Source organism: Moraxella equi (assembly GCF_002027555.1).
Lineage (GTDB): Bacteria > Pseudomonadota > Gammaproteobacteria > Pseudomonadales > Moraxellaceae > Moraxella > Moraxella equi.
In genome coordinates this window covers 19,280-43,485 of the sequence record NZ_MXAP01000113.1, presented here as the reverse complement: position 1 = coordinate 43,485, position 24,206 = coordinate 19,280, and the positions used below count along the sequence as shown (strand labels likewise).

The following is a 24,206-nucleotide window of genomic DNA, read 5'->3' as shown; positions in this document are numbered from 1 at the left end:
GGTGCTGATATTGTACTCTTCGGCAAGCTGTCGGTAGGTTTTACCACAATTTAGTTGCCTTAGTACTTGTTGTCTAAAATCATCTGAGTATGCCATAGGGGTATTGTAGCATATTTTGGGTTCGGTTGGTATAGTTAATCCCACAAAAAATATCCTAAAAGACCACGCCCATCCCGATGTCATGGCTCTACACCAAACGGTCAAATCAGTCGGGCGAGAGCGACACCGCATGAAAGCCTTTGTCCGCTTTGAGCATACCACAGACGGGGTGTATTTTGCCAAAATCAACCCCGATTTTAATGTTTTGCCACTCATCACCAATCATTTTAAGGCACGCTATCAAGACCAAGATTTTGCCATTTATGACATCAAGCGAGGCTATGGCATTTTGTCAAGGCAGGGCGATGCAGACGTGCAGATGATTGTTGGGATTGATGATGATGTATTGGCAGACAGTCGCTCGGTGTGGAGTGATGATGAGGCTCGTTATCAGCGATTTTGGCAGGGATATTTTGCCAATGCAACCATCAAAGAGCGTATCAATCCCAAGCTACATAAGCAGTATCTGCCCGTTCGTTATTGGCGATATCTGTCTGAGAAACAAGTGCGTGGCGATGAAGAGTTTTTGAAGAAAAAACGTTAATAAGACAAAAGGGCAAAGCTGTAATTTACCAAGAAAGTTTGCTTTATCGGCTTTTAGAATGTGTTAAGCCTAGCCATTTTATGCAAAAATTGATTAAAATGTTAAATTTCACCATATCTTACTTCAATTTTAACTTAAAATTGTCACTGATGGATTATTAAATGTTTGCTTTGAAACCGTACGGGAGAATTGCAATTCGCCCTTGATAAATCAATCATTTATAAAAAGTTGAGAATGGGGTGTATTTTGTAAAAGTGTTATCAACATTTAACACGCCCTAAATTGCCAAGCTTTTGCCAAATATTGATAAAACACCACCAATGGCAGATGTGTTCCAATCAGTTGGATTGGTCTGAGCGTGGCACCGTGCGAATGGGGTAGCAGTAAAAAGTAAAAGGGCGTAATAGAGCGATATACTGCGTAGCACTAAGATGACCTCCATGCACCATCACATTAGATGATAAGCCATGTTCAGTGTAGTAAAAGTTAGCATAACGAAACCCATGTCGCCAATAAAATGCGGTGCGTTGCTTCTCATGACCGTCTGGCAAGGGTAGGTTTAACACCAATAAGTGGTGAGGAAATTGCTGTTTTAGCCAGTCCATCATGACTGATCCATAACCCAGTGAACGCAAGGATTTGTCTATGGCACAGTAATAAATGTACACAGTATCACGCCCTACAAGCAGATACAGCCAGCCTGTCAGATGACCGCTGACGACTAATCCCCAAAATTGCACGTTGGGACGTAGGGTATTTAGACGTAAGCACCAAAAAGGCAAATGTTTGGTATGTCCAAACGCTTGGTGATAAATCGTCTTGGCTTGCTGAGTGTAGGGCGACATCCAGTTTAGTTGCTCAAAAGTGATGGTGTTGGGTGGTTGCATATTGTCAGGGTAAGATTGAGCACGAGCTAAAAACTTTGGTTGTTAGTCCACATCATTCATCACGGCATAAGTATCCATGCCGATATCGCCGTGCAACTTTGGCAAATCAAGCAGTACCAATGCCCCAAGCACCTCATGCCCTGCTTGCTTGCACAGAAGTTTGCTTGCTTTTAACGTCCCGCCAGTGGCAAGCACGTCATCAACCAGTAGCACTTTGGATTTAGGGGCGTCTGCTTTGATTTCTAGGGTGTCGGTGCCGTATTCTAGGTCATAGCTTTGGCGATGGCAGGGGGTGGTAGTTTGCCAGCTTTACGAATGAGCAGGAGCGGTTTGCCAGTACGTCCTGATAGCAGACTGCCGATGACAAAGCCCCGTGCTTCGGTGGTGGCAAAGCATTCTACTTCATCAATCATGCCATCAGGTAGGGCGTTTAAAAGCTCGTTAATGAGTTCATCAACATGCCACAGCAGGGGCGTGATGTCATAAAAATCAATGTCCGCTTTGGGAAAATTGGGAACGGTGCGAATGATTTGCCAAAAAGGATGTGAGTGTTTCATAAGTTGTCTTTAAAAATTTATCTTAAAAAATTGCCATAAAAAAGCACGAATAAAATCCGTGCTTACCTTTTATAATTATAACAAATAATCGTGTAATTAACAATATTGCCCGCAACGCTTACATGGTATAAGTGGGTTTGGTGGATTCTACTTCACCGGCAAGCAGTCGCTCGATTTCGTTTTTGAGTTTTAGGCTGTTAGGGTCGGTACCAAACTGCATGCCAAAACCAGCAGGCTTACTGGGCGTGCCTTTTTCATTAAGCCACACGATTTTGCCGTTAAGCGGATAGCGTTCGGTAGAGCCGGGCAGGGTAAATGCCACGAACACGTCTTCGCCAAGGCTGTGCTTTCTGGCACTCGGCACAAAAATACCACCATGAGCGACAAAAGAGAGATAACTGCTGTATAGGGTTTGGGTGTCAGCGATATTGCAGGTTAGAATACCGCCACGAACAGGCATTGCCATAGCTTTTCCTAAAAATCAAAAAATAAAACCAATTTTATCATCAACACCATGATTTGGCAAAACTGACCGCCAAAAGGTAGATTTTTGGCGGTCAAATGCGATGATGTTAGGGGGTTTGGTTGGTGTTACCTGCCTCGGCTTCATCGGCAGGCAGACCTAGACCGATACGGCGTGTGTTGCGTGTGTCGGCAGGTTTTGGTGTGGCGATGTCGGCACTTTCAGGGCTTGCTTGGGGCAGGGAGAGGGCTTGGGCGGAGGTGATGATTTGTGTGCGTGTCGCACCGTTATACTGACCGCCTTGATAGGTGGGGGTGTCTTTGGCACGTCCAAATTTACCAAAGCTTATCGATGACAAGGCTTTTTTGGCAAAAGACTGGCTGTTGCCGATATTGACCTGCCCATTTGCCCCAAGGTATTGGGGGTAGTTGATTTGGAGTAGGGTTTTGTATTGGTTGGCGGTGTCGGTCAGTCCCAACTGCTCATTGCTGTGTGCTAAGATGGCGATGGCTTCTGGCACACCGTCCGATTGGGGGAAGTACTGAAACACCCATTTGGCACGGTTGGCGGCGGCGACATAAGCATCACGCTTGACATACCAACGAGCGGCGACCAGTTCATGCTCGGCAAAGTCGTTATAAATCGCCCTCATACGCTGGGCGGCATCAGGAGCGTAGGCACTGTTTGGGAAGTGCTTGATGAGATTGGAGAAATCTTGGAATGCCAACCGCAGGTAGGATACATCACGTTGGGACTGGTCAAGGTTAAATAAGCGGGAGGCTTTGGGAGCCCCGCCCATGTTGGTTACGCCTTGGACGTATAGAGCATAATCGACATGGCGACTGGTTGGATAGGAGCGGATAAACTCGGCAGTACTTTTGGTTACCGCTTCAAAGTCGTTGGCACGATATTGGGCATAAATCAAATCCAGCAACGCCTGCTCGGCATATTGCCCTGTCGGATAAAACGTGCGTAAGCTATTTAACGCACTCATGGCTTCGTTATAACGGTTTTTTTCAAGGGCGTTTTGGGCATCTTGATAGTAGCCCATCTCGGATTGTTCGGCACTTTGTACGACTTCACTGTCTTTTTTTACCATACCTTTAATGGTAGAACAGCCAGACAACATGATGGCGGATGTCATGATGGCGGATAAGGTCAGTTTGGTGGTTTTGTTCATTTTTTGTCCAAATTACAATAAAAATTTGAAATAGTTTACCACAAAATTTTAAGAATGAACAACACCAAAATAAAATCGGCTATTTTTAACAAAAAATGCTAAAATGGCTTATTTTTTTCCAAGTATTTAAACATAATCATGAGAGAGCATGCTTTTAATCAGACCACCAATGACGATTTATCTGATTTGTCTAATTTATCCAGTTTAAATGATAATGATGATGAATTTGCCGAGACAGGTTCGCCAAGTCCACTGATAAAAAGCCACACGGTTGGCGAATCTGACATCGGCACACGCCTAGATAAAATCGCCACAGACGTGTTTGATGGTTTTTCCCGAGTGCAGATACAGGGCTTTATTGATGATGAAAGTCTGCTTGTCAATGATACGCCCCAAAAAAGCAAATACCGTGTCAAGCTAGGCGATATTTTGACCCTATCCGCCACGCTTGACAATCACAGCGAAGATTTGCCCGAAAATATCCCCCTTGACGTGGTCTATGCCGATGATGACGTGATTGTGATAAATAAGCCTGTCGGTCTGGTTGTCCACCCTGGGGCGGGCAATCGCACAGGCACGCTGGTCAATGCCCTATTGTGTCATTATCCTGATAATGCCCACTTGCCACGGGCAGGACTGGTTCACCGCATTGATAAGGATACATCAGGGCTACTTATTGTCGCACGCACCAAAACCGCCCAGCTTGATTTGACCGAGCAACTAAAAGACAAATCGGTTTATCGGGAGTATCAATGTATCGCCACAGGTGTGCCAAGCGACATTTTACGCCATGCCACGATAGACGCACCGATAGGGCGACACCGCATTCATCGCACTAAGATGGCGGTAACGGACGGCGGTAAACCTGCCACCACGCACATCCTATCCGCCACGCCACTGGGTACGCATTATAGCTTGCTCCATGTTCGCTTGGAGACGGGGCGTACCCACCAAATCCGTGTACACCTGTCCCATGTCGGTCATGCCCTGCTTGGCGATAAGGTCTATGGCGGCCTGCCCAAATCGGGTCTTGCTCCTGCCACTCGCCAAGCGGTGATAGACTTCCCCCGTCAAGCCTTGCACGCCCACAAGCTCGGTTTTATCCACCCGACCACAGGCAAGGCGTTGGTGTTTAGTCGTGATATGCCGTCTGATATGGTTAAGATGATTGGGATTTTGCAAGAATAGTTTTATAAAACAAAACGCCATTTTCAACGTTATATAATTGGTTGATTTATCAAGGGCAAATGGCAATTTGCCTCTACCAATTTATCCAAAATCAAATTTAAAAATTAACAGGATTATCATGTTTGATATATTATACCAAAACGACCATGTACTCATCATTCAAACCCATGCAGGCGAGTTTGACAAATGGGGCGATGATTTATACGGTTCATTTAACACAGGATTGCACGTTGGCGATGACAGCGAGCAAGTTTTGGCAAACCGCATGACTTTACTGGATAAGTTAAATAAACTGACAAATGATAAAATAAGCCAAATCCACTGGCTAAACCAAATCCACAGCGACATTGTGGCACACACTAGCTGTGCCATATCCCCCCAAGACGCAGACGCATTCATCACCGACAAGGCAGGCGTGGGACTGTCTATCATGACCGCTGACTGCGTGCCGATTGCTCTTTTTAATGATGATTGTGTGGATAATGAGAATAGTCAAATCGCCTGTATTCATGCAGGTTGGCAGGGGCTAACCAAAGGCATTATTAAAAATACTTATGAAAATTTTACCAATAAAACCAACATCAAAGCCGTCATCGGGGCGTGTATCAGCCATGATAATTATGAAATTAACAAAACCCTAGCCCATGACATCATCAGCCAAGTGAGTGATAAAACCTTAGTGGCATTGACAGTTGATGAGTTATATCAACAGATTATCACGGATAAAGATGATGATAAATGTTTGGTTGATATTGTAAAATTAACCAAATTACAACTGTCCCATTTAAATATTACGGTCATAAACGATACCGTTCCGTGTAGTTATGCTAATCCCAAATACTATTCATACCGCCAGCAAACCCACGCCAAAAAGTCCGCCACAGGACGTATGGCGACTGTGATTGTTAAGTTATGATAGTCCGTGATAAACACAACAGCCTAAAACTGCTGTTCATGTGGCATGGCACGATACTGCCCAAAGTGCTACCGATGATAATCCTGCTTATGGCGGTGTCTATGATAGCGTGGGGCTTGTCGCATTATCAGCTCTACACCGTCAAAAACGTCCCTGCGGTCGGCTTTACGGTGTTTGGCGTGGTGCTGTCCATCTTTTTGGGATTTAGGAACAATGCTTGCTATGACAGATGGTGGGAAGGGCGAAAATTGTGGGGTGCTTTGATTGCCAATACCCGTCATCTGAGTCGGGACAGTCATTTTTTACATGATGATGACAGGCGAGCGATATTCGTGGATATGCTGATTTTTGTCAATTTATTTAGAGACCGCCTACGTCATCAAAAACTGCCTGTGGAGAGATTTGCCGATTATCTGGATATTGATGATGAAGATAAAGATGAGTTAAATATGCTCATTCGTCAGCACATCAACGTCCCACAGGTGGTGTTAGAGCGAATGCAACACCGTCTTATCCATGCTGTCAAATCAGGACAAATCAGCGACATTATCTACACCAGTATCCAACGCCACATCATCGAAATGGGTAATATCCAAGCAGGGTGCGACCGTATCAGTAGTACGCCCTTGCCACTCGTTTATTCGGTGCTACTTCATCGGGCGGTGTTTTGTTTTTGCTGGATGTTGCCGTTTGGTATTGAGTCGGCACTGGGGATTTGGACGCCGTTTTTGGTGGGACTGCTTGCCTATATGTTTTTGGGGCTAGACGAGCTAAGCAGTCAGCTAGAAGAGCCGTTTGGCATGGCACAAAATGATTTGCCCTTAGATACGATTACACGGCTGATAGAGCGTGAGACCTTAGCACTCATGGGCGTGGCGACGGATGATTTGCCACAGGCGATGGGCGATGATGGGCGATTTAATTTTTTGTGATACAGTCAGATGGGCATTTACTTAGGATAAAATTTACTTTATTTTAAAAGATAAGTATAATGGCTGTTTGGATAACTCACCAAAATTCATCCATACTTTTACACTTACCAAAAGGCACATTATGACCACATTTCCCATTGCTCGCACGATTGACACCGCCAGCCAAATGAATCTCTTAGGCAACATGGCAAACCGCCATGGACTCATCGCAGGGGCGACAGGCACGGGTAAGACCGTCACGCTTAGAACCATGGCAGAGGGTTTTAGCCGTGCAGGTGTGCCAGTTTTTTTTGGTGGATGTCAAAGGCGACTTATCAGGGCTTAGTCGTGCAGGCGTGGCAAGCGGTAAGATTGGAGCGTATGCAAGAATTTGGCATGACCGATGACCATCTAACAGGGTTTCCTGTGCGGTTTTGGGACGTGTACGGCAAAGACGGTATTCCCGTGCGTGTTACCATTAGTGAGATGGGGTCAATGCTACTGGCTCGCTTGTTAAACCTAAACGACACCCAAGAGGGGCTACTAAATCTCGTCTTTAAGGTGGCAGATGACAACGGATGGCATTTGATAGATTTAAAAGATCTAAAAGCCATGCTCACGCACGTCGCTGATAACGCCAAAACCTATCGCACGCAGTATGGTAACGTTTCGCCAGCGAGTGTCGGGGCGATACAGCGTCAGCTTTTACAGTTAGAGAGTGAAGGGGGTAATGACTTTTTTGGCGAGCCTGAGCTGAACCTAGAAGACTGGGTGCAGACCGAGGGCGGTCGGGGCGTGATTAATATCCTAAATGCCCAAAAGCTCATGCTCTCGCCCCGTCTGTACAGTGCGTTTTTGTTGTGGTTTTTGGCAGAGATTTTTGAGAGGTTTCCCGAAGTGGGCGACCTTGATAAGCCCAAATTTGTCTTATTCTTTGATGAGGCTCATCTGATGTTTGACAACGCGTCATCGGCTCTGACAGAGCAGGTGGAGCAGGTGGTCAGACTGATTCGCTCTAAGGGGGTGGGGGTGTATTTTGTGACCCAAAACCCGCTTGACTTGCCCGATGCGATATTAGGACAGCTTGGTAATCGTGTTCAGCATGCCCTAAGAGCCTTTACCCCACGAGACCAAAAAGCAGTCAAAGCGGCCGCCGATACGTTTCGCACCAACCCAAATTTGCATGTCGCCAGTGCCATTACCGAGCTTGGTGTGGGCGAGGCTCTTGTCTCATTTTTGGATGAAAAAGGCATGCCAAACGTGGTCGAGCGTGCCTATATCCTACTGCCTGCGTCTGCCTTGTCGCCTTTGACAGCCGAAGAGTGCCGAGCCAGCTTTGAGTCCGATGTGCTGTATCGCTATTATAAAGACAGTGTGGATAACCATTCGGCATTTGAGGCTTTGGCACAACTAGAAGCCCAACAGCTTGCCCAAAAAGCAGAGGCAGAACAAGACAAGGCAAAAAGCCAATCAGCCCAATCATCAGACAAAAAAGAGCTGGGGGCGTTAGATGGTTTTATTGGTGGTCTGTCAGGCGGGCGTAAAAGTCGCAATCAAGGCATGGCGTATGATGTGGCGGATGCACTGGGCAGTCAGTTGAATAAGCAAGCGACCCGAGCAATCAGCCGTGGACTGATGGGTGTGATAAAAAACTTACTTAAATAATCCAAAATCAAAAAGGTTAAACATGAACAAACAAGACATCCTAAACAGCCTAACCCCCGAAATCGTCGCCAAATTCCGCACCGCCATTGAGATTGGCAAATGGGATAATGGCGTTCGCCTAACGGACGAACAACGCCAAACCTGTATGCAAGCGGTCATGGTGTGGGAGCATGAGTACCTGTCCGTAGAAGAACGCACAGGCTATATTGAAAAGCCTAAGGATGATAAGGGGGCAACGGTGGGTGAAGAGTGTGATGTCGAGCATGAACATCATTATCCCAATGCCGAGCGACCTGTGAAGTTTAAGTGATTAAAAAGGCGAGTTATGTCGCCTTTTTTATTTAAAGGGTTGGTGGGTGTGGTACTGCTATTATTAATTAAGAATCGGGAAATATGAAAATTTCTACGTTATTTGGCAAATCGTTTGAAATTTTTTGGGAGTGAAAAATCCGATCTTCATGTAAAAATTCAGTATATTGACAATAGTTAGTTTTTATAATATCTGCAAAAAAGGTTTCTTGATTGATGTCAAATATGCCTAGTTCTACATTAAAATTGTTAATGCTAGGGTTTATTATTGTGTAAGGCTTGTCATTGCCATATTCATTATCATAAAAAGATATGCTAAGCATTAAATGAGAGAAAAGCCTTCTTTTAATGCTATATTCCTTTTGTTCTTTGTAAGGGAACTCTTTAATGATTGGCAGGCTACTTTTTTCTAATAATTGAATAATTTTTGCATTTTCTGTTATGGTGTGTGGTATAGCATATATGTGTAGTAAGTCTGGATCTTTGGGAAGCATGTACTCAAAAATAATACTGTGAGTTTTCTCTTGTCCGCTTTTTAGGAAGTGGTAAGTTTCTTCTTTGCTTTCAGAGGTTGATAAAAGTGGGCTTATTTTATGAAAGTCCCTATAATATAAGCGATGTAGAAGTGCTAGATAATAATCACGAATTAATATCTTCTCGTTAGGTGATAGGTTGCTAATTAATTCTATATGACCATTATCTATCTTTTTTAGTTGCTCACAAAAATCAACATTGTTTTTCTTAAATGGTTCAACTGACTTTTTTTGGGGGTTTTTGTTTTCAATGATATGCATCTTGAGTTTCTCAAAAATACCTTCAAATATTTCGCTATCTGTTCTTTCTATGCATTTCAATTCAAACATAGACTTATCTGTATGCCCATATTGTTGTATGGTTAGATGTTGATTAATAAAGGCATTGGATTTGCAACCTATCTTGTATATTTCATCAGACAGTTCGCGGTAGTATTGTTGAAGTGGTCTGTTTGTTGGTATTTCTTTGTTAAAAATATCAGCAATTGTTTTTAAGTCCGAGCCTCTATATAGTTTGATATAATTATCATCCTGCAAAAAATTGCTATAAGTTTCTTGTGCATCCAAATAGGAATCTTTGCCTAAAATAAAGTATGTCATATTATTTAACCTTGATAAAAATCACGCCAACACCCGCCACGCCACAAACCCCAATGCCAATACATGAAACACCACGCCCACCCACCAAATCGGCACGGTCAGCCCAATGGCGATAAAGGCAAAAAATCCGCCCAACGCCATCCAGTCATGGCGTTTTTGGTTTAAAAAATCGGCTCGTAGGGCTTGGATTTCTCTTAGTTGTTTTTCCTGTCGTCCGCCAAGCGTGGCAAGTGATTGGATACTTTGGGTGGTAAGTTTGGGCAGGTCAGTGGCGGACAGTAGATGCTCGGGCAATTTGTCATAAAAATCATTCAATAGACGTGTGGGGTCAAGCTGTGATTTTACCCAATCGGTCAAAATCGGCTTGGCAAGCGACCAAATATCAAGGTCAGGATATAGTTCACGCCCAAGCCCTTCCACGTGGACGAGCGTTTTTAGCAGTAGCATAAGCTGTGGCGGTATGCTCATCTGATGACGGCGAGCGATGTTTAAAATCTCAAACAATATCCCCGCAAAATCAAGCTCACTCATGGGCTTAGACACCATGGGGCTGACCGTGCGAGCCATGTCTGCGATAAGAGCGTGCTTGTCGGCGGACGGTGGTATCCACCCTGCGTGGCTGATGATGTCCACCAGCGTGGTGTAGTTGCCATTCATGACCGATAGGAGCATACGAGCGACAACGAGCTGGTCATCGGGGGCAAGTTGCCCCATAATCGCACAATCTAGCCCCAAATAGCGTGGATTTGCCACCGCTTGACCGTCTGGCAGGGTTTCCACAAAGATGTTACCAGGGTGCATGTCGGCATGAAAAAAGTTATCCCGAAACACTTGGGTAAAAAATATCGTCAAGCCATTTTTGGCAAGGACGGCACGGTCATAGCCCAAGGCGTCAAATTTATCCGTCTGGCTAATCGGCACACCAAAAATCCGCTCCGAGACCATGACCGACTTGTTTGCCATATAGACTTCGGGGATATAGATGAGTGGCGAGTTTGTGAAGTTAGCTCTCATGCGAGTGGCGTTGGCGGACTCCAAGGTCAAATCAAGCTCATTTAGCATGATTTGGCGGTAGTCTTCCACGATACTCGCGATATGCACCGCCCGAGCCGACTCCATACGAGCTGATAGGTAGCCTGCCAGCTCCCGAAGCAGTTCAAAATCCTTGATGATGACAGGGCGAATGTCGGGGCGGACGACTTTAACGACCACTTCTCGACCGTCAGGCAAGCAAGCGGTATGCACTTGGGCGATACTGGCGGCAGCGAGTGGCTTTTTATCAAATCGGCTAAATATCTCACCAATTGGCTTGCCCAGCCCTGTTTTGGGGTGTTCTATTTCGCGTTTTAAAATCTCAACGTCAAAGGGGGCGACTTTATCTTGTAGTAGCGATAATTGGGCGATGATGTCAGGGGGCAGTAGGTCAGAGCGGGTGGAGAGCAGTTGCCCGAGCTTTAAAAACAGCGTTCCCATCTCTTCTAAGGCGAGCTTGACCCCCAATGGGTTGTGCGATTTGCCGATACTGGCAGGGTGCATTTTGATGAGCCGTACCAAGGGGGCAAGCTCTGGTACGTCCGCAAAATGCGTGTCAAGGCGGTATTTGGCACAAATGCGATATAGGTCAAACAGGCGGTTTTTATAAGAGATGAGCATGGTTAGGTAAAATGGGTTTGATAAAAGGGGGTTTAAAAAGACAAAAGGCAAATGGGTAAAATCTACCTTTCGGGGCAGGCATTTAAAACCTTTAATTTTAAATGGATTGTAGGGGTAAATGACATTCGCCCACAATTTTAAAATGCTTTTGTAGGGGCGTGCTTTCCACGCCCGAGTATATTTGAAGTTAAATGATATAAAAAATCAACGAGCCTTAAAGCCACGATGTACTGCCACGATACCGCCTGTGAGATTGTGATAATCACAATTGACAAACCCTGCTTGTTCCATCATGGCTTTTAGCGTGGCTTGGTCTGGGTGCATGCGGATACTCTCTGCCAGATACTGATAGCTTTCGCTGTCATTGGCAACAATCTTCCCCATGAGCGGTAGGGCGGTAAAAGAGTACAAATCATACGCTTTTGACAACGGCTCAAATACAGGCTTGCTAAACTCTAACACCAAAAGTCGTCCGCCTGGTTTTAGCACACGCCACATGGCTTCTAGGGCTTTTTGTTTGTCGGTAACGTTACGCAGTCCAAAGCTGATGGTAACTAAGTCAAACGAATTATCAGCAAAGGGTTCTAAGGTTTCGGCATTGGCAAGCACAAAATCCACGTTGTTGTACCCTGCATTGATAAGTCGTGTGCGACCCACTTCCAGCATGGCTTCGTTGATGTCGGATAAGACCACACGACCCGAGCGGGCGACTTCTTTACTAAATACTTTTGCCAAATCGCCTGTACCGCCTGCGATGTCAAGGACACTTTGTCCTGCACGCACGCCACTCATCTTAATGGCAAAACGCTTCCAAAGCCTGTGAATGCCAAAGCTCATCAAGTCGTTCATGATGTCGTATTTGGTGGCGACCGATGTAAATACTTGTCCGACTTTTGCCTGTTTGTCGTGGGCATTGACGGTTTGGTAACCAAAATGGGTGGTTTCGCCAATGTTTTCAGAATAGCGGTTGTCAGTTTGGGTGTTGGCGTGGGCGGTTTCGCCATTGGCAGGGGTTTGCATGGCGGATTGTCCTTGGGGCTTGCCTGTGGGTAGGATGTTAGGATTGGTGAAGTCGTTGTCGGTCATGGCTATTTTTCCAAATTTAAAAACACGCCCTTATTATACGCTAATTTGGGCAAGAATGGGCGTGTTTTGGGAAAATTAAAAATTCATTCATGAATTTCATGAATAACGACAAGCTCATTTGCCACAAACGGCACGGTAAAATCATCAATGCGTTTTAGGGGTGCCATGGCAACCAAGCCGTCCCCGATGAAGTCGTATAGGAGCTGATAGCCGTTATCGTATGCCATGCCTTTGGCAAGTTTAAAGGCGTTTTGTAGAATAAAAGAATTAAAATATTTATAAGACTGCTCGCACACGTCTTTGATGGTGTGGATTTGGGCGATGCGTTCGTCTTTGGCATTGACGTGCCGATACACGTCATGCATGAGCGTGTCATCAATGCCCCCATTGGCGTAACGCTCGCCAAAGTCAGCCAGTAAGGACGTTGCCAATGCCAAATCAAGACGGATGGCATGAACTGCCGACTGCACGCCAAGCACGCCTGCCCCTAAGGCGTTGGTGGGGATGAGCTTTTCAAGTTTGCCCGAGCCGTTTAGGGCGTTCGTCCCTGCGGTCAGAAGCTGGTCGGCAAGCACGTCAAAATCATCATCGCCATAAATCCGCTCAATGAGATAATTGGCAAGTGGGGCGGTTTTGCCATCAGTAAATAGGGCGTGATTGGTTCGTTTGATACGAGCCTTTTGCCATGCTTGCACGTCACCAAGTGCCTGTTTTAGGGCAGGGTTGGTGTGATGGGGTAGGGCTTGATAGGCTTTTAGCATATCGACTAGGGTCTGGATTTGGGACATGGTGTTAATTTTGTTGGTGGGTTAAAGTGGGGTTAAATGGGTTAAGGCTGAGTTAAAAGTTGGGTTAAAAGGTTGTGTTTGTGGGACTTGATGGTATTGTTTTTCACAAGGCGTGCAGAGCCAGTCCCTGCACTCCTATTTTATTTAAAATCATGGCGATTTAAACGGTTGTGTTACCATAAAACATACCAACTGGTCGGTTTTGGTATTAAACGCTCTCGCCACGCCACAAATCATCCAAGCTCTCACGCTCACGCACGACTCGATGAAAGTCGTTATCGCACATAATCTCGGCAGGTCTGGGGCGGGTGTTGTAGTTGCTTGCCATGACAAAGCCATACGCCCCTGCTCCTGTGATGGCAAGGGTGTCGCCCACGTTTAGGGCAAGCGTGCGATTTTTTGCCAAAAAGTCGGACGACTCACACACCGAGCCGACTATGTCCCACACTTGGGGAGCGGTGGCGGTGGTCAAATCGGCAGGGATAACCGCCATAACCGAGCCATAAAGAGCAGGTCGCATGAGTTCGCACATGGACGCATCTACAATGGCAAAGTTTTTGTGTTCGGTGGGTTTTAGTACGTCCACATTTGTCAGCAGTACCCCTGCATTGGCAGAGATGTTTCGCCCTGGTTCTAGGTGTAGCCCTAGACCGTATTTTTCTTGTAAATCAAGCAGTTTAGGCAGTAGGGCGTTGGCGTATTCGCTCACGCTGGCAGGGGTCTCATCGGTATAACGCACGCCCAAGCCCCCACCCAAATCCACATGGCGTAGGCTAATGCCCTGTGCGTACAGCTCGTCAATCATCTCAATGACTTTATCCAAAGCGTCCACAAAAGGCTGAGTGTCGGTGAGCTGTGAGCCGATGTGGCAGTCTATGCCGATGATGTCAAGGTTTGGCAGGGAGGTAGCAAAACGATAAGCGTCTAGGGCGTTATCATGACTGATACCAAATTTGTTATCTTTCATGCCTGTGGAGATATAAGGGTGCGTTTTGGCATCTACATCGGGGTTGATACGCAGGGCAATGGGGGCGGTTTTGCCAAGCTCACTTGCCACTTGGCTGATGAGTTCAATCTCGCTCATCGCTTCGACATTAAAGCACCCAACCCCTGCATTTAAGGCGATGGCGATGTCGCTTTTGGTTTTGCCCACGCCCGAATAGACGACTTTGTCCGCCTGTCCGCCCGCTTTTAATACACGGGCAAGCTCGCCTGATGAGACGATGTCAAAACCTGCCCCTGCATGGGCAAGCGTGGCAAGGACGGCAAGGTTTGAGTTGGATTTGACCGCATAGCAAATCTGCACGTCTGACAAGGGGGCGAAACTCTCCACATAGGCACGGTAATTGGCAAGTAGGGCGTTTTTGCTGTACACATAAAGCGGTGTGCCGTAAGTTTGGGCTAGGGTTTTGGTGCTGACGTTGTCAATAAATAGCGTGTCGTCTTGGTAGTCGATAAAAGGCAAATCCGCCACGTGCGTGCGTGGGTCTATGGTTAGGATTGGGTGTTCGGTGCTGTCTGCCATGGTTTTTCCGTTAAAAAAGTATTTGGGGGTTTATTTTAACAAAAAATTTTGGTTTGTCATTTTTTATTTTAAAAATAATTGGGGCTTGGGCAGAATATATAACGATTTTTTAAATATAAACCATTTTTCATTGTTATATAAAAAAGGCTTTATGATAAAATACCCCAAAAATTAACCATTTGACATCATGACCGCAACCACTTACACCTTTAAAGACAAACTCATCGCATGGCTACAACTCACCCGTTTTGATAAGCCTGTGGGGACGGAACTGCTCCTTTATCCGACTTTGTGGGCGTTGTTTTTGGCAAGTGCCAGTTATGGACGACTGCCAAGCGTGGCTCATATTGTCATTTTTACGCTTGGGGCGGTGCTTATGCGAGCATCAGGCTGTGCCATTAACGACTTTGCCGACCGCAAGGTGGACGGGCAAGTCAAACGCACCAAAAACCGCCCACTGGCAGACGGGCGACTGTCCGCCAAAACTGCCGTTTTGACCTTTGTGGGCTTGTCGGGATTGTCGGCGTGTTTCCTCTTTTTTTTGCCAGTACAAGTGTTTTATTGGTCGCTGGTGGCGGTATTTCTTGCCTTTATTTATCCGTTTATGAAGCGTTACACGCATTTGCCACAGGTTGTTTTGGCAATGGCGTTCGGTTGGGCGGTGCCTATGGCGTATGTGGCGAGCATTGGCACGGTGGATAAATGGGGCTGGCTTGTCTTTGTTGCCTATATGTGCTGGACGGTGGCGTATGATACGATGTACGCCATGTGCGACAAGGATGATGATGTCAAGATTGGGGTAAAATCCACCGCCATTTTGTTTGAAAAATGGTTTGGCGACAAAGATGTTTATTTTATTATGGTGTTAAATGGTGTGTTTTTGGTCATTATGACAGCGTTGGTGCATCGCTTTTTTGGGGTGTGGTCTGCGTGTGGTTTGGCGGTCGGTTTGGCAGGGCTGTTTGCCATGCAATATGACAAAATCAAAACTCGTGAACGCCTAAACTGCTTTACTGCCTTTCGCCAAAATGCGTGGGTGGGGCGGTATGTGTTTTTGTATGTGGCGGTGTTGGCGGTGGTGCAATATGGGTAAACTTTAAACGATAATCCCAAAAGGTGTGTACAGCACACTATTTGGGATTTGGATTTTAGTGGTGCGTATGACGCACCTTACAACCAGTAGACATTTGTTGTCTAATTACCCCACCTTCGCATCACACCAATCAATCACACCCCCACCCAAACACACATCACCGTCATAAAAGACCACCGATTGTCCTGCCGTTACCGCTCGTTGGGGGGTGTCAAAGACCACTCGTACGGTGTCATTTTCAAGATAAACAGTACATTCTTGGTCAGGCTGGCGGTAGCGGGTTTTGGCGGTGAGTTTTGTACCGTTGGCAGGTGCATTGACGACCCAATCAAGTTTATAAGCAGTCAAGGTGGTGGACATGAGATAAGGGTGTTCGTGCCCTTGTCCGACAATCAAGCGGTTATTTGCCAAATCTTTATGTAGCACAAACCAAGGTTCTTCTGGGCGATTTGCCACCCCACCAATGCCAATGCCACCCCGTTGCCCAATGGTGTAATACATCAAGCCGTCATGTTTGCCTAGTTTGACACCGTGATCAGTATAGATATCGCCTTGTTTGGCAGGTAGGTAGGTTTGTAAAAAGTCTTTAAACTTTCGCTCGCCAATAAAGCAAATGCCCGTACTGTCCTTTTTCTTGGCGGTGGCAAGCTCATACCGCTCGGCAATCGCTCGTACTTCTGACTTTTCTAGCTCGCCCACAGGAAACAGCGTTTTGGCGATTTTGTCGCCACCGACTGCGTGTAAAAAATAACTTTGGTCTTTGTTGGTGTCAAGTCCACGCAGTAAGCGCGCCTTGCCGTCCACTTCAAAACTTCGGCGAGTATAATGTCCTGTGGCGATATAGTCCGCCCCCAGCGTCAAAGCATAATCCAAAAAGGCTTTGAATTTGACTTCTTTGTTGCACAAAATGTCAGGATTGGGCGTGCGACCTGCCCTGTATTCTTCCAAAAAATGCTCAAAGACATTGTCCCAATACTCTGCCGAAAAGTTGGCGGTATGGAGTGGTATGCCGATTTTGTTCGCCACCGCTTGTGCGTCCGCAAGGTCAGTCATGGCGGTGCAGTATTCGGTGCCGTCATCTTCTTCCCAATTTTTCATGAACAAGCCTTCCACACAAAAGCCCGCTTCTTTTAACAAAACAGCCGACACCGAGCTGTCCACACCGCCAGACATACCAACGATGACTTTGATTTGATTGGGATTTTTGCCGTGAAAAGGAGCGACATCGGATAGGCGGTAGGGGGTCATGATTGTCTCTTGTTATAAAATTGTGGTAAACTTGCCATTATATAAGGCTTGCTAATTATTTTACAAGCCTTGTCTGCCCTAAACCAAGATAAACTAAGACAAACCAAAAAAGGCTCAATCATGATAAAAATCGGTCAAGGCATAGATGTTCATGCTTTCACGACAGGCGATTTTGTAACGCTTGGCGGTGTGCGTATTCCCCACACGCACGGCATTAAGGCTCACTCAGATGGCGATGTGCTGCTTCACGCTTTGGCGGATGCACTGCTCGGAGCGTTGGCACTCGGCGATATTGGACAGCATTTCCCCGATACCGACCCTGCATTCAAGGGGGCGGATAGCAAGATTTTGTTAAAGCACGTCTATGAACTTATCAAATCACATGGCTACACACTGGGCAATGCTGACATGACGGTGATTTGCGAGCGTCCAAAAATCGCCCCATATAACACCGCCATGCGTGAGACGATAGCAGATGTGCTTGGTGTGGGTGTGGACTGCGTGAGTATCAAAGCGACCACCAATGAAAAAATGGGCTGGATAGGGCGTGGCGAGGGCATTTGGGCGAGTGCGGTGGTGTTATTGGTTAAAAAAATCTTAGCTTGATATAATTGTAAATTTAATTGTCAATAAATATAGGAAAATCAAATGATTACCACAAACACCGCCTTATTACTCATTGACTTACAACAAGGTTTTTATGATGAAGCCTATTGGGGTGGCAATCGCAACAACCCAAACTGTGAGCAGGTTTGTTTTGAGTTATTGAGCCATTGGCGAGAGCAGGATTTGCCGATTTTTCATATTCGCCATTCATCAACGACGCCCCAATCACGCCTACACCCCACAAACCAGGGCTTTGATTGGATTGAGCTGACTCAGCCCCAAGCCCATGAAGCCGTCATTACAAAGCACGTCAATAGCAGTTTTATTGGCACGGATTTACATGAGCAACTAACCAAGGCTGGCATTACTACCCTTGTTCTTGCAGGGCTTACGACCAATCACTGTGTATCCACAACCGCACGCATGGCAAGCAATCTAGGCTTTACCACTTTTGTGGTATCGGACGGCACGGCGACTTTTGATAGGGTGGGTTTTGATGGCACATGCTATGACAGCGAAACGGTGCATAGGGTCAGCCTTGCCAATTTGCACGGTGAATTTGCTACCGTTTTGACGAGTGATGAGATTTTAAAATTAATGCCATAATAAAATAACACCGTTTAAACTCAAATTTAAACGGTGTTATTTTGATTAATCATAAAATCATCTCTATAAGTTATTACCTATTTCCTAAATACTTTTTTCTACCGCTTACAGAATAAAGAGTGCATTTTATTATACATCTAATTGTGGTATCATAAATTACTTAATAGCATTGTCTATATCCTTCAATTTTCCATTTTAAATTAAGAATCAATAATGACCCCCACCGATTTTCTAGCAGAACGCCAACCCACCAAAACCACCGCCATTATTACTGGTTATTTACACTCTTTTTTAAAAGGCATGCCCCTTGAAACAGGTTTTGCCTTTGAAAATGAACTCAAAGCCTGCCAATTGGACTACACGCTGGCAAGTTTACAGCGAATTGATGATTTCTTGGATAACATTCGCACCACCCACCGCCTTGACCGCGACACTTTTTTAAATGGTGGTACACCCACCAACCACACTTTCTTGTTTTTATTGACTTATTATTGTGGCGAAATGCGTGGACGATTGGCGGGGGTTGCTCCCATTTGGCAAGATTACGAGGAATACATCGCCGAAAATCCAGAGATGCAAGGCATTTTCCCTGACATAGACGAATACCGTTTTGTTGCTACCTATCATCGTGCCGATAATATTAATCAGCATTTTCCGCTCGTTGCCATTTTAGAACGCCTATTTCCTGAATTTGATGAACCTGAAAAATCCGTCTATTTTTCTACCATTACAGGCGATTATCAGGCGTTTGCCCCCGATGAAGTTGTACCGCCTGCAAATCAATCTTTACCGATTGATTTGCAGGCTGCCTGTCAAAATCTGTCGGCACATTGGCAAAGTTATTTACAAATTTTGCCACCTAAATGGATGCTGGGCGATGAGTTGATGAGCCAAATCAAGGCCCCATGCCAACCCTTTACCAAAAAGGGCGTGTGGTCTGGGGGGCGCTCGTGCAAGCCAATACGATGCTTTTTGAGGAAAATAATCCTGCCAGTTGCCCTGCCGAGATTATTTATGACAAATCAGGGCGTACGCCACCGCATTTATTGCAAAGCATTGCCCAAACCTTGTTGTCATTTAAAAAACAAACGCCTAACGACCTACCACCCAAACTCAAACAATACGCCCAGCACCTACAAAACGAACGCACCCGTTTTTCAGGCGAATTGCCTGCGCCGCCAACAACCGCCATGTCGCTTTATGCCAAGACGATATTTGTGTGGCGACTGCATTTGCCTGATGCGATGCTGACTTTGCCGATTTTTCCGATTATCATCAATGATGATAACGATGAGGTGATGATTTTGCCTGCTGTTTTTTGGAAAGATAGCGATTTTTATCAAAAATGGCTTGGCAACTCATCAGACACCAGTCAAGAAATTGTGCCGATGTGGGCGAATTTGCCCAGCGAAAAAGCCAGTCGTTTTTGGCAAAATTACGATGAACTGCTCACGCTACAAAGTGATGTGCTTGCCAAATTATTCAAGCCAAATGCACCGCCACACAATCCCAATGATTTTAGACAGCCCAAACCGCCCGAAACGGGCAAACCCAATTTTCTGATTCGTCTGCGAAACGATGCACAAAACCAGTATCTGCGTTGGTCAGAACTGTTTGATTTAAGTGAGATTAAAGACCCCGAAGCCCACGCCAATCTTGCCAAAGACAAATTACCACCCAGTTTGTACCAAGCCCTGCGACAACTGGATTTAAGCCCATTTTGGCAAGAATTAAAAGCGAACACACAATTTGCCAATTTACCCAATACCAAACCCTTGCCCCAAGTTTTGACCACCCTAGAACAGCCCCAGTTGTCGCCCACGCAAACAGCGAGTTTGGTGCAGTTTTTGTTGAAACAGGGCGATGTTTCGTTGTCTAAATTATTGGAAAACGAAGGAAGAACGACACAACACCCCAATAACACCACCGCTTTATTGTGTTTGGCAATTTTGTATTTGACAGGCAAACATGTTCCGCAAAGCATTGAAGAAGGGCTTTCATGGCTGGATTACGCGTCAAAACTGGGCGACAGTCGTGCGTTGCGTTGGCAGACGAAGCTGGCTTTGGATTGCCCTAGCCTTGTGCCAATCTTGTTTAAAGACTTTTTACAAAAAGAAATGGTGGATTTTAATCTGGTTTTGATGAATGAAGGCTGTTCGCCTTTGGCGATTAATGAGGCGGTAAAAGCGTATGCAGAAAATCCCAAAGCACAAAAATGGCTGGCTTGCCGACCGCTCCAAACTGCCTATGAACAAGGCGATAAGGTTGCCGAACAACTTTTAATAAGTTACTTGAACAATGGCACTTTGCCAAGCCAAGATGAAGATAAGTTTCTTGATGTGAAATTTTGGGTGATTGATTATTTGCTTCATCACAAAAATCAGGATTACACTTATCTGATAAGCTACCCAGATGCTGATTATGCGACTGACGAACCCCCAGCGTGGCACAAATGGGCAAAAGTGGCAGGCGTGCTTATATTAATGAGTCTGGTTAAAATGTGCTTTTTTAACAATAAAGACATAGACGAACCGCCCGCAACCACCCTACCCATTAGCACGCAGCCTAATACCGCTCCAAACCCTACGACACAGGTAATCGAGCGGGCACAGGGCACTTCGCCAAGCGATGCCATTGCCAAGTTACAAAGCACTTTACCCAAAAAACTGTTTACAGGTTACAACGAAATCACCACCATTCGTCAAGAAAATGGCGTGGTTATTGTAAGTCTAAGCGATAAGAGTAAGGGAGTGATGTCTATTCAGTCCGCCCAAGCCTTGTATTGCAAAGACCAATCCTTTGAGTTACTGCGTAAGAGTGGAGCAGTCGTCAATTTTGACATTTCTGCTCAAGACGGATTGCGTTATAAGATAGATAATGTGGTGTGTGAGTAAAATTTTACAAAAAATTGGCAGCTTATTAGAAAAAGGCTTGAAATTTACAACACATTCCCCAATTTATGCTAAAATAAGCCAATTTTCCCATTTTTGGAGCTGCTATGAGTGAAATTAACCCCCAAGTCAAAGAATTGATTGAAAATCAAATCAAAGACCATGCCGTGCTACTATACATGAAAGGCACACCACAATTTCCCCAATGCGGATTTTCTGCGCGTGCGGTGGAAGTTTTGACGCAGATTGGTCGCCCATTTGCGTTCGTTAATATCTTAGAAAATCCTGAAATTCGTAGCACCTTGCCACTGATTGCCAACTGGCCAACCTTTCCACAACTGTGGGTCAGTGGCGAGCTCATCGGCGGTAGCGACATCATTCTACAAATGTACCAATCGGGTGAATTAAAGCCACTGATTGAAGAGCATAGCCCAGAAGTATGATGGAGATAATCGGTTATTTGAAATAACCGATTTTTATTAATAACCACAAATAAGATAAGTAGCAAGGTGATGCAATGTTAGACGAAGGTTTCATTCATAAAAACAGCCAAGAAATTGTAGAGTTATGCCAAGAGCCTGACACGGCATTGAGTGCATTGGCATATTGGATAAAATATGAAAATATTGACAAAGATGCCATCTGTGCCATCCACAAGCGAATCTGTGCGGACATGGATATACAGTCGGCTTATTATTTGGTGAGAATCATGCAGGCTATGCCAGAGTCGGAGCGACCTGTAGATATAGAGCCGTTAATGGAGCTGGTGGGCGACCTCGGTGGTGAGCTTAATGACTCATTACCCACACTGGTTGATCGAGAGATGTTGGGGCAAATCCAACAAGAGAGCGGTATATTTTTATGAGCATGCCAAGCATTTCTGAGCAAATTATCAGCCTTTGTCAAAAGCCAAATACCGCTCTAGGGGCTATTCATCTTTTGATTGCTAACAACGGAGCAAGTGAGTCCGCCTTTCGTGCCGTTTATGATAGAGTCATGTCAGACAATGACGTGGACGGGGCGTATTATTTGGCAAATTTTGCCCAAAAAGTAGATGATTTACCGTTTGACGGCACACCGCTTATTGATATGGTAATGAATGGCGATGATAAAAACATGAAATTGGCATTGATTGAGAAGCTGCCAAAAGAAATACAACAACAATATTTAGACGTAGTAAGTTCGCTATGAGATATTATCATGTGATGGAGTTGGAGTTGATTGGATGCAAAAAAGGGCGTGATTGCCCTTTTTTATTGCCCTAAATTTAATCTTGCCAATCATACTCAAACGTCTGGTTTGCCATGCGGTCTAAATGGTCGCTAATGACAAAGCGTAGGCGAGTTTCGTCATAGGGGCGTTCAGGACTGTCGGTAGTTTCGTTACGAGTGTACTCAATATACAGCTCATCATCGTGGGGTGTCAATACAACGTCTGCCCCTGCCATTTTGACCAAATAGCCCGTGCCAGTCTCGGTAACTTCTACTTTATGGCGAAAGTGGTTAGTTAGGCGTTTGGCAAGTCTTGCCCCTTCGATGGTGCGAACACGAACGTGTGGCATATCATCTCCTGTGATAATGTGGAAAAATAACAACTATTAAATAAGACCTATTTTCATTAAATCAAGCCTTGTTATCAAATTTAACAAAATAAAATAACAAGCACAATTAAGCGGTGCAAAATGTCATAAAGTTTTGTACAATACGTCATCTTTGGGCATCTTTGGGTCGGACAAACCGTCATGATTTTAAAAGCATTTTTGATTATTTTTGGGTGTGTGTTTTTGGGTGAGATTTTTATCGCCCTGACAGGATTGTCCTTGCCCCCGAGCGTGATTGGGCTGCTTATTCTATTTGGGGCGTTGCAGGCAGGCGTGGTTAAGTTAGAGACGGTGCAGAGCCTTGCCAAGACCTTGCTGGACTACTTGGTGTTAATGGTTGTGCCTGCCTGTATCTCCATCACGCAGTATCTGGACATCATTCGGGTGGATTTGGGGGTGCTTATCGGGGCGACTGCTATCAGTACATTGATGGTACTGATTGTGACGGGCAAATCCTATGAGTGGCTACGGCACGCCCAAAAAGCCAGACATCAAGGACGAACAAATCAAGGGGGGTAGCTCATGAATACCGAGCTGTCAGAGCTATTAAACAGCCCCTTTTTTCTGCTATTTATGCTTATCGCTGTCTTTCATGGCTGTATGCACATCAAAGCCCGTTTTAAAAATCAGCTCATCAACCCCACACTCATCACGACCATCGTGGTTATCACCCTACTAAAAGTGCTAAATATAGAGTGGGCGAGCTTTGAGCAGGCGAGTCACCAACTGACCTTTTGGTTACAGCCTGCGGTTGTGGCACTTGCCATTCCGCTTTATGTTCAGTGGCAAAAAATCCGCTCGCAGTGGTTTCCTATTATCATCTCACAACTGCTAGGCTCGCTTACGGGTATTATCTCAGGGGTGTGGCTTGTGCGTCTGATGGGGGGCAGTGAGCAAAGTGCCATCGCCATCGCCCCCAAATCTGTCACCATGCCGATTGCCATCGAAGTCACCGATAAATTGGATGGGGTGATGGGCATTACCGCCAGTACCGTACTCATCGCAGGTGTGGTGGGACAGATGATGGGCATAGGCGTGCTGTTATTTGTCAAATCCACTCATCCTATGGCGTGGGGGTTATCCATGGGGACAGCGTCGCACGCCCTTGGTACGGTGCGTGTCATGCAGATGGGGTCAAGGTTTGTGGCGTATGCGACAGTGGGGCTGATTTTAAATGGTATTTTAACGGCATTTTTAGCCCCTGTGATTGTGCCGTGGTTGCTTTAATAAAAAATCCCCAATCAAGGGGATTTTTATG

24 protein-coding genes and 2 pseudogenes are annotated in these 24,206 nt (G+C 45.5%); 15 read left to right on the top strand and 11 right to left on the bottom strand.

The features are described from left to right. The first annotated feature begins 115 nt into the window (after positions 1-115). A complete protein-coding gene (locus B5J93_RS10700) occupies positions 116-643 on the top strand; it encodes a TIGR03915 family putative DNA repair protein (protein ID WP_228144929.1) in 528 nt (175 codons plus the stop codon). 338 nt (positions 644-981) lie between these two features. Here the strand turns inward: B5J93_RS10700 and B5J93_RS10695 are convergent, their stop codons facing one another. The 4 genes and pseudogenes from B5J93_RS10695 to B5J93_RS10680 form a co-directional block, all read right to left on the bottom strand. After that, positions 982-1,530 (bottom strand): GNAT family N-acetyltransferase, encoded by a 549-nt coding sequence (locus B5J93_RS10695; RefSeq protein WP_079326359.1) that lies wholly within the window; start codon positions 1,528-1,530, stop codon positions 982-984. Between the two features lie 42 nt (positions 1,531-1,572). Further along, positions 1,573-2,087, bottom strand: a pseudogene (locus tag B5J93_RS10690) (adenine phosphoribosyltransferase). A 118-nt stretch (positions 2,088-2,205) separates the two neighbouring features. Next, positions 2,206-2,553, bottom strand: coding sequence for a PilZ domain-containing protein (locus tag B5J93_RS10685; RefSeq protein ID WP_079326358.1), 348 nt, complete (start codon positions 2,551-2,553; stop codon positions 2,206-2,208). 106 nt (positions 2,554-2,659) lie between these two features. Beyond that, positions 2,660-3,730 carry an outer membrane protein assembly factor BamD gene (locus B5J93_RS10680; RefSeq protein ID WP_079326357.1) on the bottom strand — a complete coding sequence of 357 codons (1,071 nt, stop codon included), beginning with the start codon at positions 3,728-3,730 and terminating at the stop codon, positions 2,660-2,662. A gap of 138 nt (positions 3,731-3,868) precedes the next feature. Between B5J93_RS10680 and B5J93_RS10675 the strand changes: the two genes are divergently transcribed. The 5 genes and pseudogenes from B5J93_RS10675 (at position 3,869) to B5J93_RS10655 (ending at position 8,720) form a co-directional block, all read left to right on the top strand. Beyond that, on the top strand, positions 3,869-4,918 hold the full coding sequence (locus tag B5J93_RS10675) for an RluA family pseudouridine synthase (protein WP_079326356.1): 1,050 nt from the start codon (positions 3,869-3,871) through the stop codon (positions 4,916-4,918). Positions 4,919-5,036: 118 nt separating this feature from the next. Further along, positions 5,037-5,834, top strand: coding sequence for a purine nucleoside phosphorylase YfiH/LACC1 family protein (locus B5J93_RS10670; protein WP_079326355.1), 798 nt, complete (start codon positions 5,037-5,039; stop codon positions 5,832-5,834). Next, on the top strand, positions 5,831-6,766 hold the full coding sequence (locus B5J93_RS10665) for a bestrophin family protein (RefSeq protein WP_079326354.1): 936 nt from the start codon (positions 5,831-5,833) through the stop codon (positions 6,764-6,766). Before B5J93_RS10670 ends, B5J93_RS10665 begins: the two co-directional genes overlap by 4 nt. Before the next feature lie 118 nt (positions 6,767-6,884). Further along, positions 6,885-8,410: pseudogene (locus B5J93_RS10660) on the top strand (helicase HerA-like domain-containing protein). 22 nt (positions 8,411-8,432) lie between these two features. After that, a complete protein-coding gene (locus tag B5J93_RS10655) occupies positions 8,433-8,720 on the top strand; it encodes a YeaC family protein (RefSeq protein WP_079326353.1) in 288 nt (95 codons plus the stop codon). Positions 8,721-8,787: 67 nt separating this feature from the next. Here the strand turns inward: B5J93_RS10655 and B5J93_RS10650 are convergent, their stop codons facing one another. From B5J93_RS10650 to lysA, 5 genes are all read right to left on the bottom strand, one after another. Continuing rightward, a complete protein-coding gene (locus B5J93_RS10650) occupies positions 8,788-9,852 on the bottom strand; it encodes a hypothetical protein (RefSeq protein ID WP_079326352.1) in 1,065 nt (354 codons plus the stop codon). 21 nt (positions 9,853-9,873) lie between these two features. After that, positions 9,874-11,505, bottom strand: coding sequence for an ABC1 kinase family protein (locus tag B5J93_RS10645; RefSeq protein ID WP_079326364.1), 1,632 nt, complete (start codon positions 11,503-11,505; stop codon positions 9,874-9,876). Positions 11,506-11,709: 204 nt separating this feature from the next. Then, positions 11,710-12,591 (bottom strand): bifunctional demethylmenaquinone methyltransferase/2-methoxy-6-polyprenyl-1,4-benzoquinol methylase UbiE, encoded by an 882-nt coding sequence (gene ubiE, locus B5J93_RS10640; protein ID WP_079326351.1) that lies wholly within the window; start codon positions 12,589-12,591, stop codon positions 11,710-11,712. A gap of 83 nt (positions 12,592-12,674) precedes the next feature. Further along, complete coding sequence (locus B5J93_RS10635) at positions 12,675-13,379, bottom strand: FFLEELY motif protein (protein WP_079326350.1); 705 nt, start codon at positions 13,377-13,379, stop codon at positions 12,675-12,677. Positions 13,380-13,587: 208 nt separating this feature from the next. Beyond that, entirely contained in the window at positions 13,588-14,904 is a 1,317-nt protein-coding gene (gene lysA / locus B5J93_RS10630) for a diaminopimelate decarboxylase (protein ID WP_079326349.1), read from the bottom strand. 187 nt (positions 14,905-15,091) lie between these two features. Here lysA and ubiA point away from each other — a divergent pair, with 187 nt between their 5' ends. Beyond that, on the top strand, positions 15,092-15,997 hold the full coding sequence (ubiA, locus tag B5J93_RS10625) for a 4-hydroxybenzoate octaprenyltransferase (RefSeq protein ID WP_079326348.1): 906 nt from the start codon (positions 15,092-15,094) through the stop codon (positions 15,995-15,997). A gap of 105 nt (positions 15,998-16,102) precedes the next feature. Here ubiA and mnmA read toward each other — a convergent pair whose 3' ends face one another. Beyond that, on the bottom strand, positions 16,103-17,245 hold the full coding sequence (mnmA, locus tag B5J93_RS10620; RefSeq protein ID WP_079326347.1) for a tRNA 2-thiouridine(34) synthase MnmA: 1,143 nt from the start codon (positions 17,243-17,245) through the stop codon (positions 16,103-16,105). A 120-nt stretch (positions 17,246-17,365) separates the two neighbouring features. Here mnmA and ispF point away from each other — a divergent pair, with 120 nt between their 5' ends. The 6 genes from ispF to B5J93_RS10585 all read left to right on the top strand — a co-directional run bounded on the left by ispF (position 17,366) and on the right by B5J93_RS10585 (position 22,539). After that, on the top strand, positions 17,366-17,851 hold the full coding sequence (gene ispF, locus B5J93_RS10615) for a 2-C-methyl-D-erythritol 2,4-cyclodiphosphate synthase (protein WP_079326363.1): 486 nt from the start codon (positions 17,366-17,368) through the stop codon (positions 17,849-17,851). 42 nt (positions 17,852-17,893) lie between these two features. Continuing rightward, a complete protein-coding gene (locus B5J93_RS10610; RefSeq protein WP_079326346.1) occupies positions 17,894-18,457 on the top strand; it encodes a cysteine hydrolase family protein in 564 nt (187 codons plus the stop codon). A gap of 965 nt (positions 18,458-19,422) precedes the next feature. After that, positions 19,423-21,351, top strand: a complete 1,929-nt coding sequence (locus tag B5J93_RS10600; RefSeq protein ID WP_158080735.1) for an SEL1-like repeat protein — start codon at positions 19,423-19,425, stop codon at positions 21,349-21,351. A gap of 104 nt (positions 21,352-21,455) precedes the next feature. Further along, positions 21,456-21,791, top strand: coding sequence for a Grx4 family monothiol glutaredoxin (grxD, locus tag B5J93_RS10595; RefSeq protein ID WP_079326343.1), 336 nt, complete (start codon positions 21,456-21,458; stop codon positions 21,789-21,791). 74 nt (positions 21,792-21,865) lie between these two features. Further along, the gene (locus tag B5J93_RS10590) at positions 21,866-22,213 is read left to right on the top strand and encodes a hypothetical protein (protein ID WP_079326342.1); all 348 of its coding nucleotides are present in this window, start codon (positions 21,866-21,868) and stop codon (positions 22,211-22,213) included. Continuing rightward, positions 22,210-22,539 (top strand): hypothetical protein, encoded by a 330-nt coding sequence (locus tag B5J93_RS10585; RefSeq protein ID WP_115236853.1) that lies wholly within the window; start codon positions 22,210-22,212, stop codon positions 22,537-22,539. The genes B5J93_RS10590 and B5J93_RS10585 overlap by 4 nt, the downstream gene beginning before the upstream one ends. Before the next feature lie 76 nt (positions 22,540-22,615). On the opposite strand, the gene B5J93_RS10580 is transcribed toward B5J93_RS10585, so the two are convergent. Beyond that, positions 22,616-22,909 (bottom strand): DUF2218 domain-containing protein, encoded by a 294-nt coding sequence (locus B5J93_RS10580; RefSeq protein ID WP_079326341.1) that lies wholly within the window; start codon positions 22,907-22,909, stop codon positions 22,616-22,618. A gap of 180 nt (positions 22,910-23,089) precedes the next feature. Between B5J93_RS10580 and B5J93_RS10575 the strand changes: the two genes are divergently transcribed. After that, positions 23,090-23,467, top strand: a complete 378-nt coding sequence (locus B5J93_RS10575) for a CidA/LrgA family protein (protein ID WP_079326340.1) — start codon at positions 23,090-23,092, stop codon at positions 23,465-23,467. A 3-nt stretch (positions 23,468-23,470) separates the two neighbouring features. Continuing rightward, entirely contained in the window at positions 23,471-24,175 is a 705-nt protein-coding gene (locus B5J93_RS10570) for an LrgB family protein (protein WP_079326339.1), read from the top strand. Positions 24,176-24,206 lie beyond the last annotated feature (31 nt).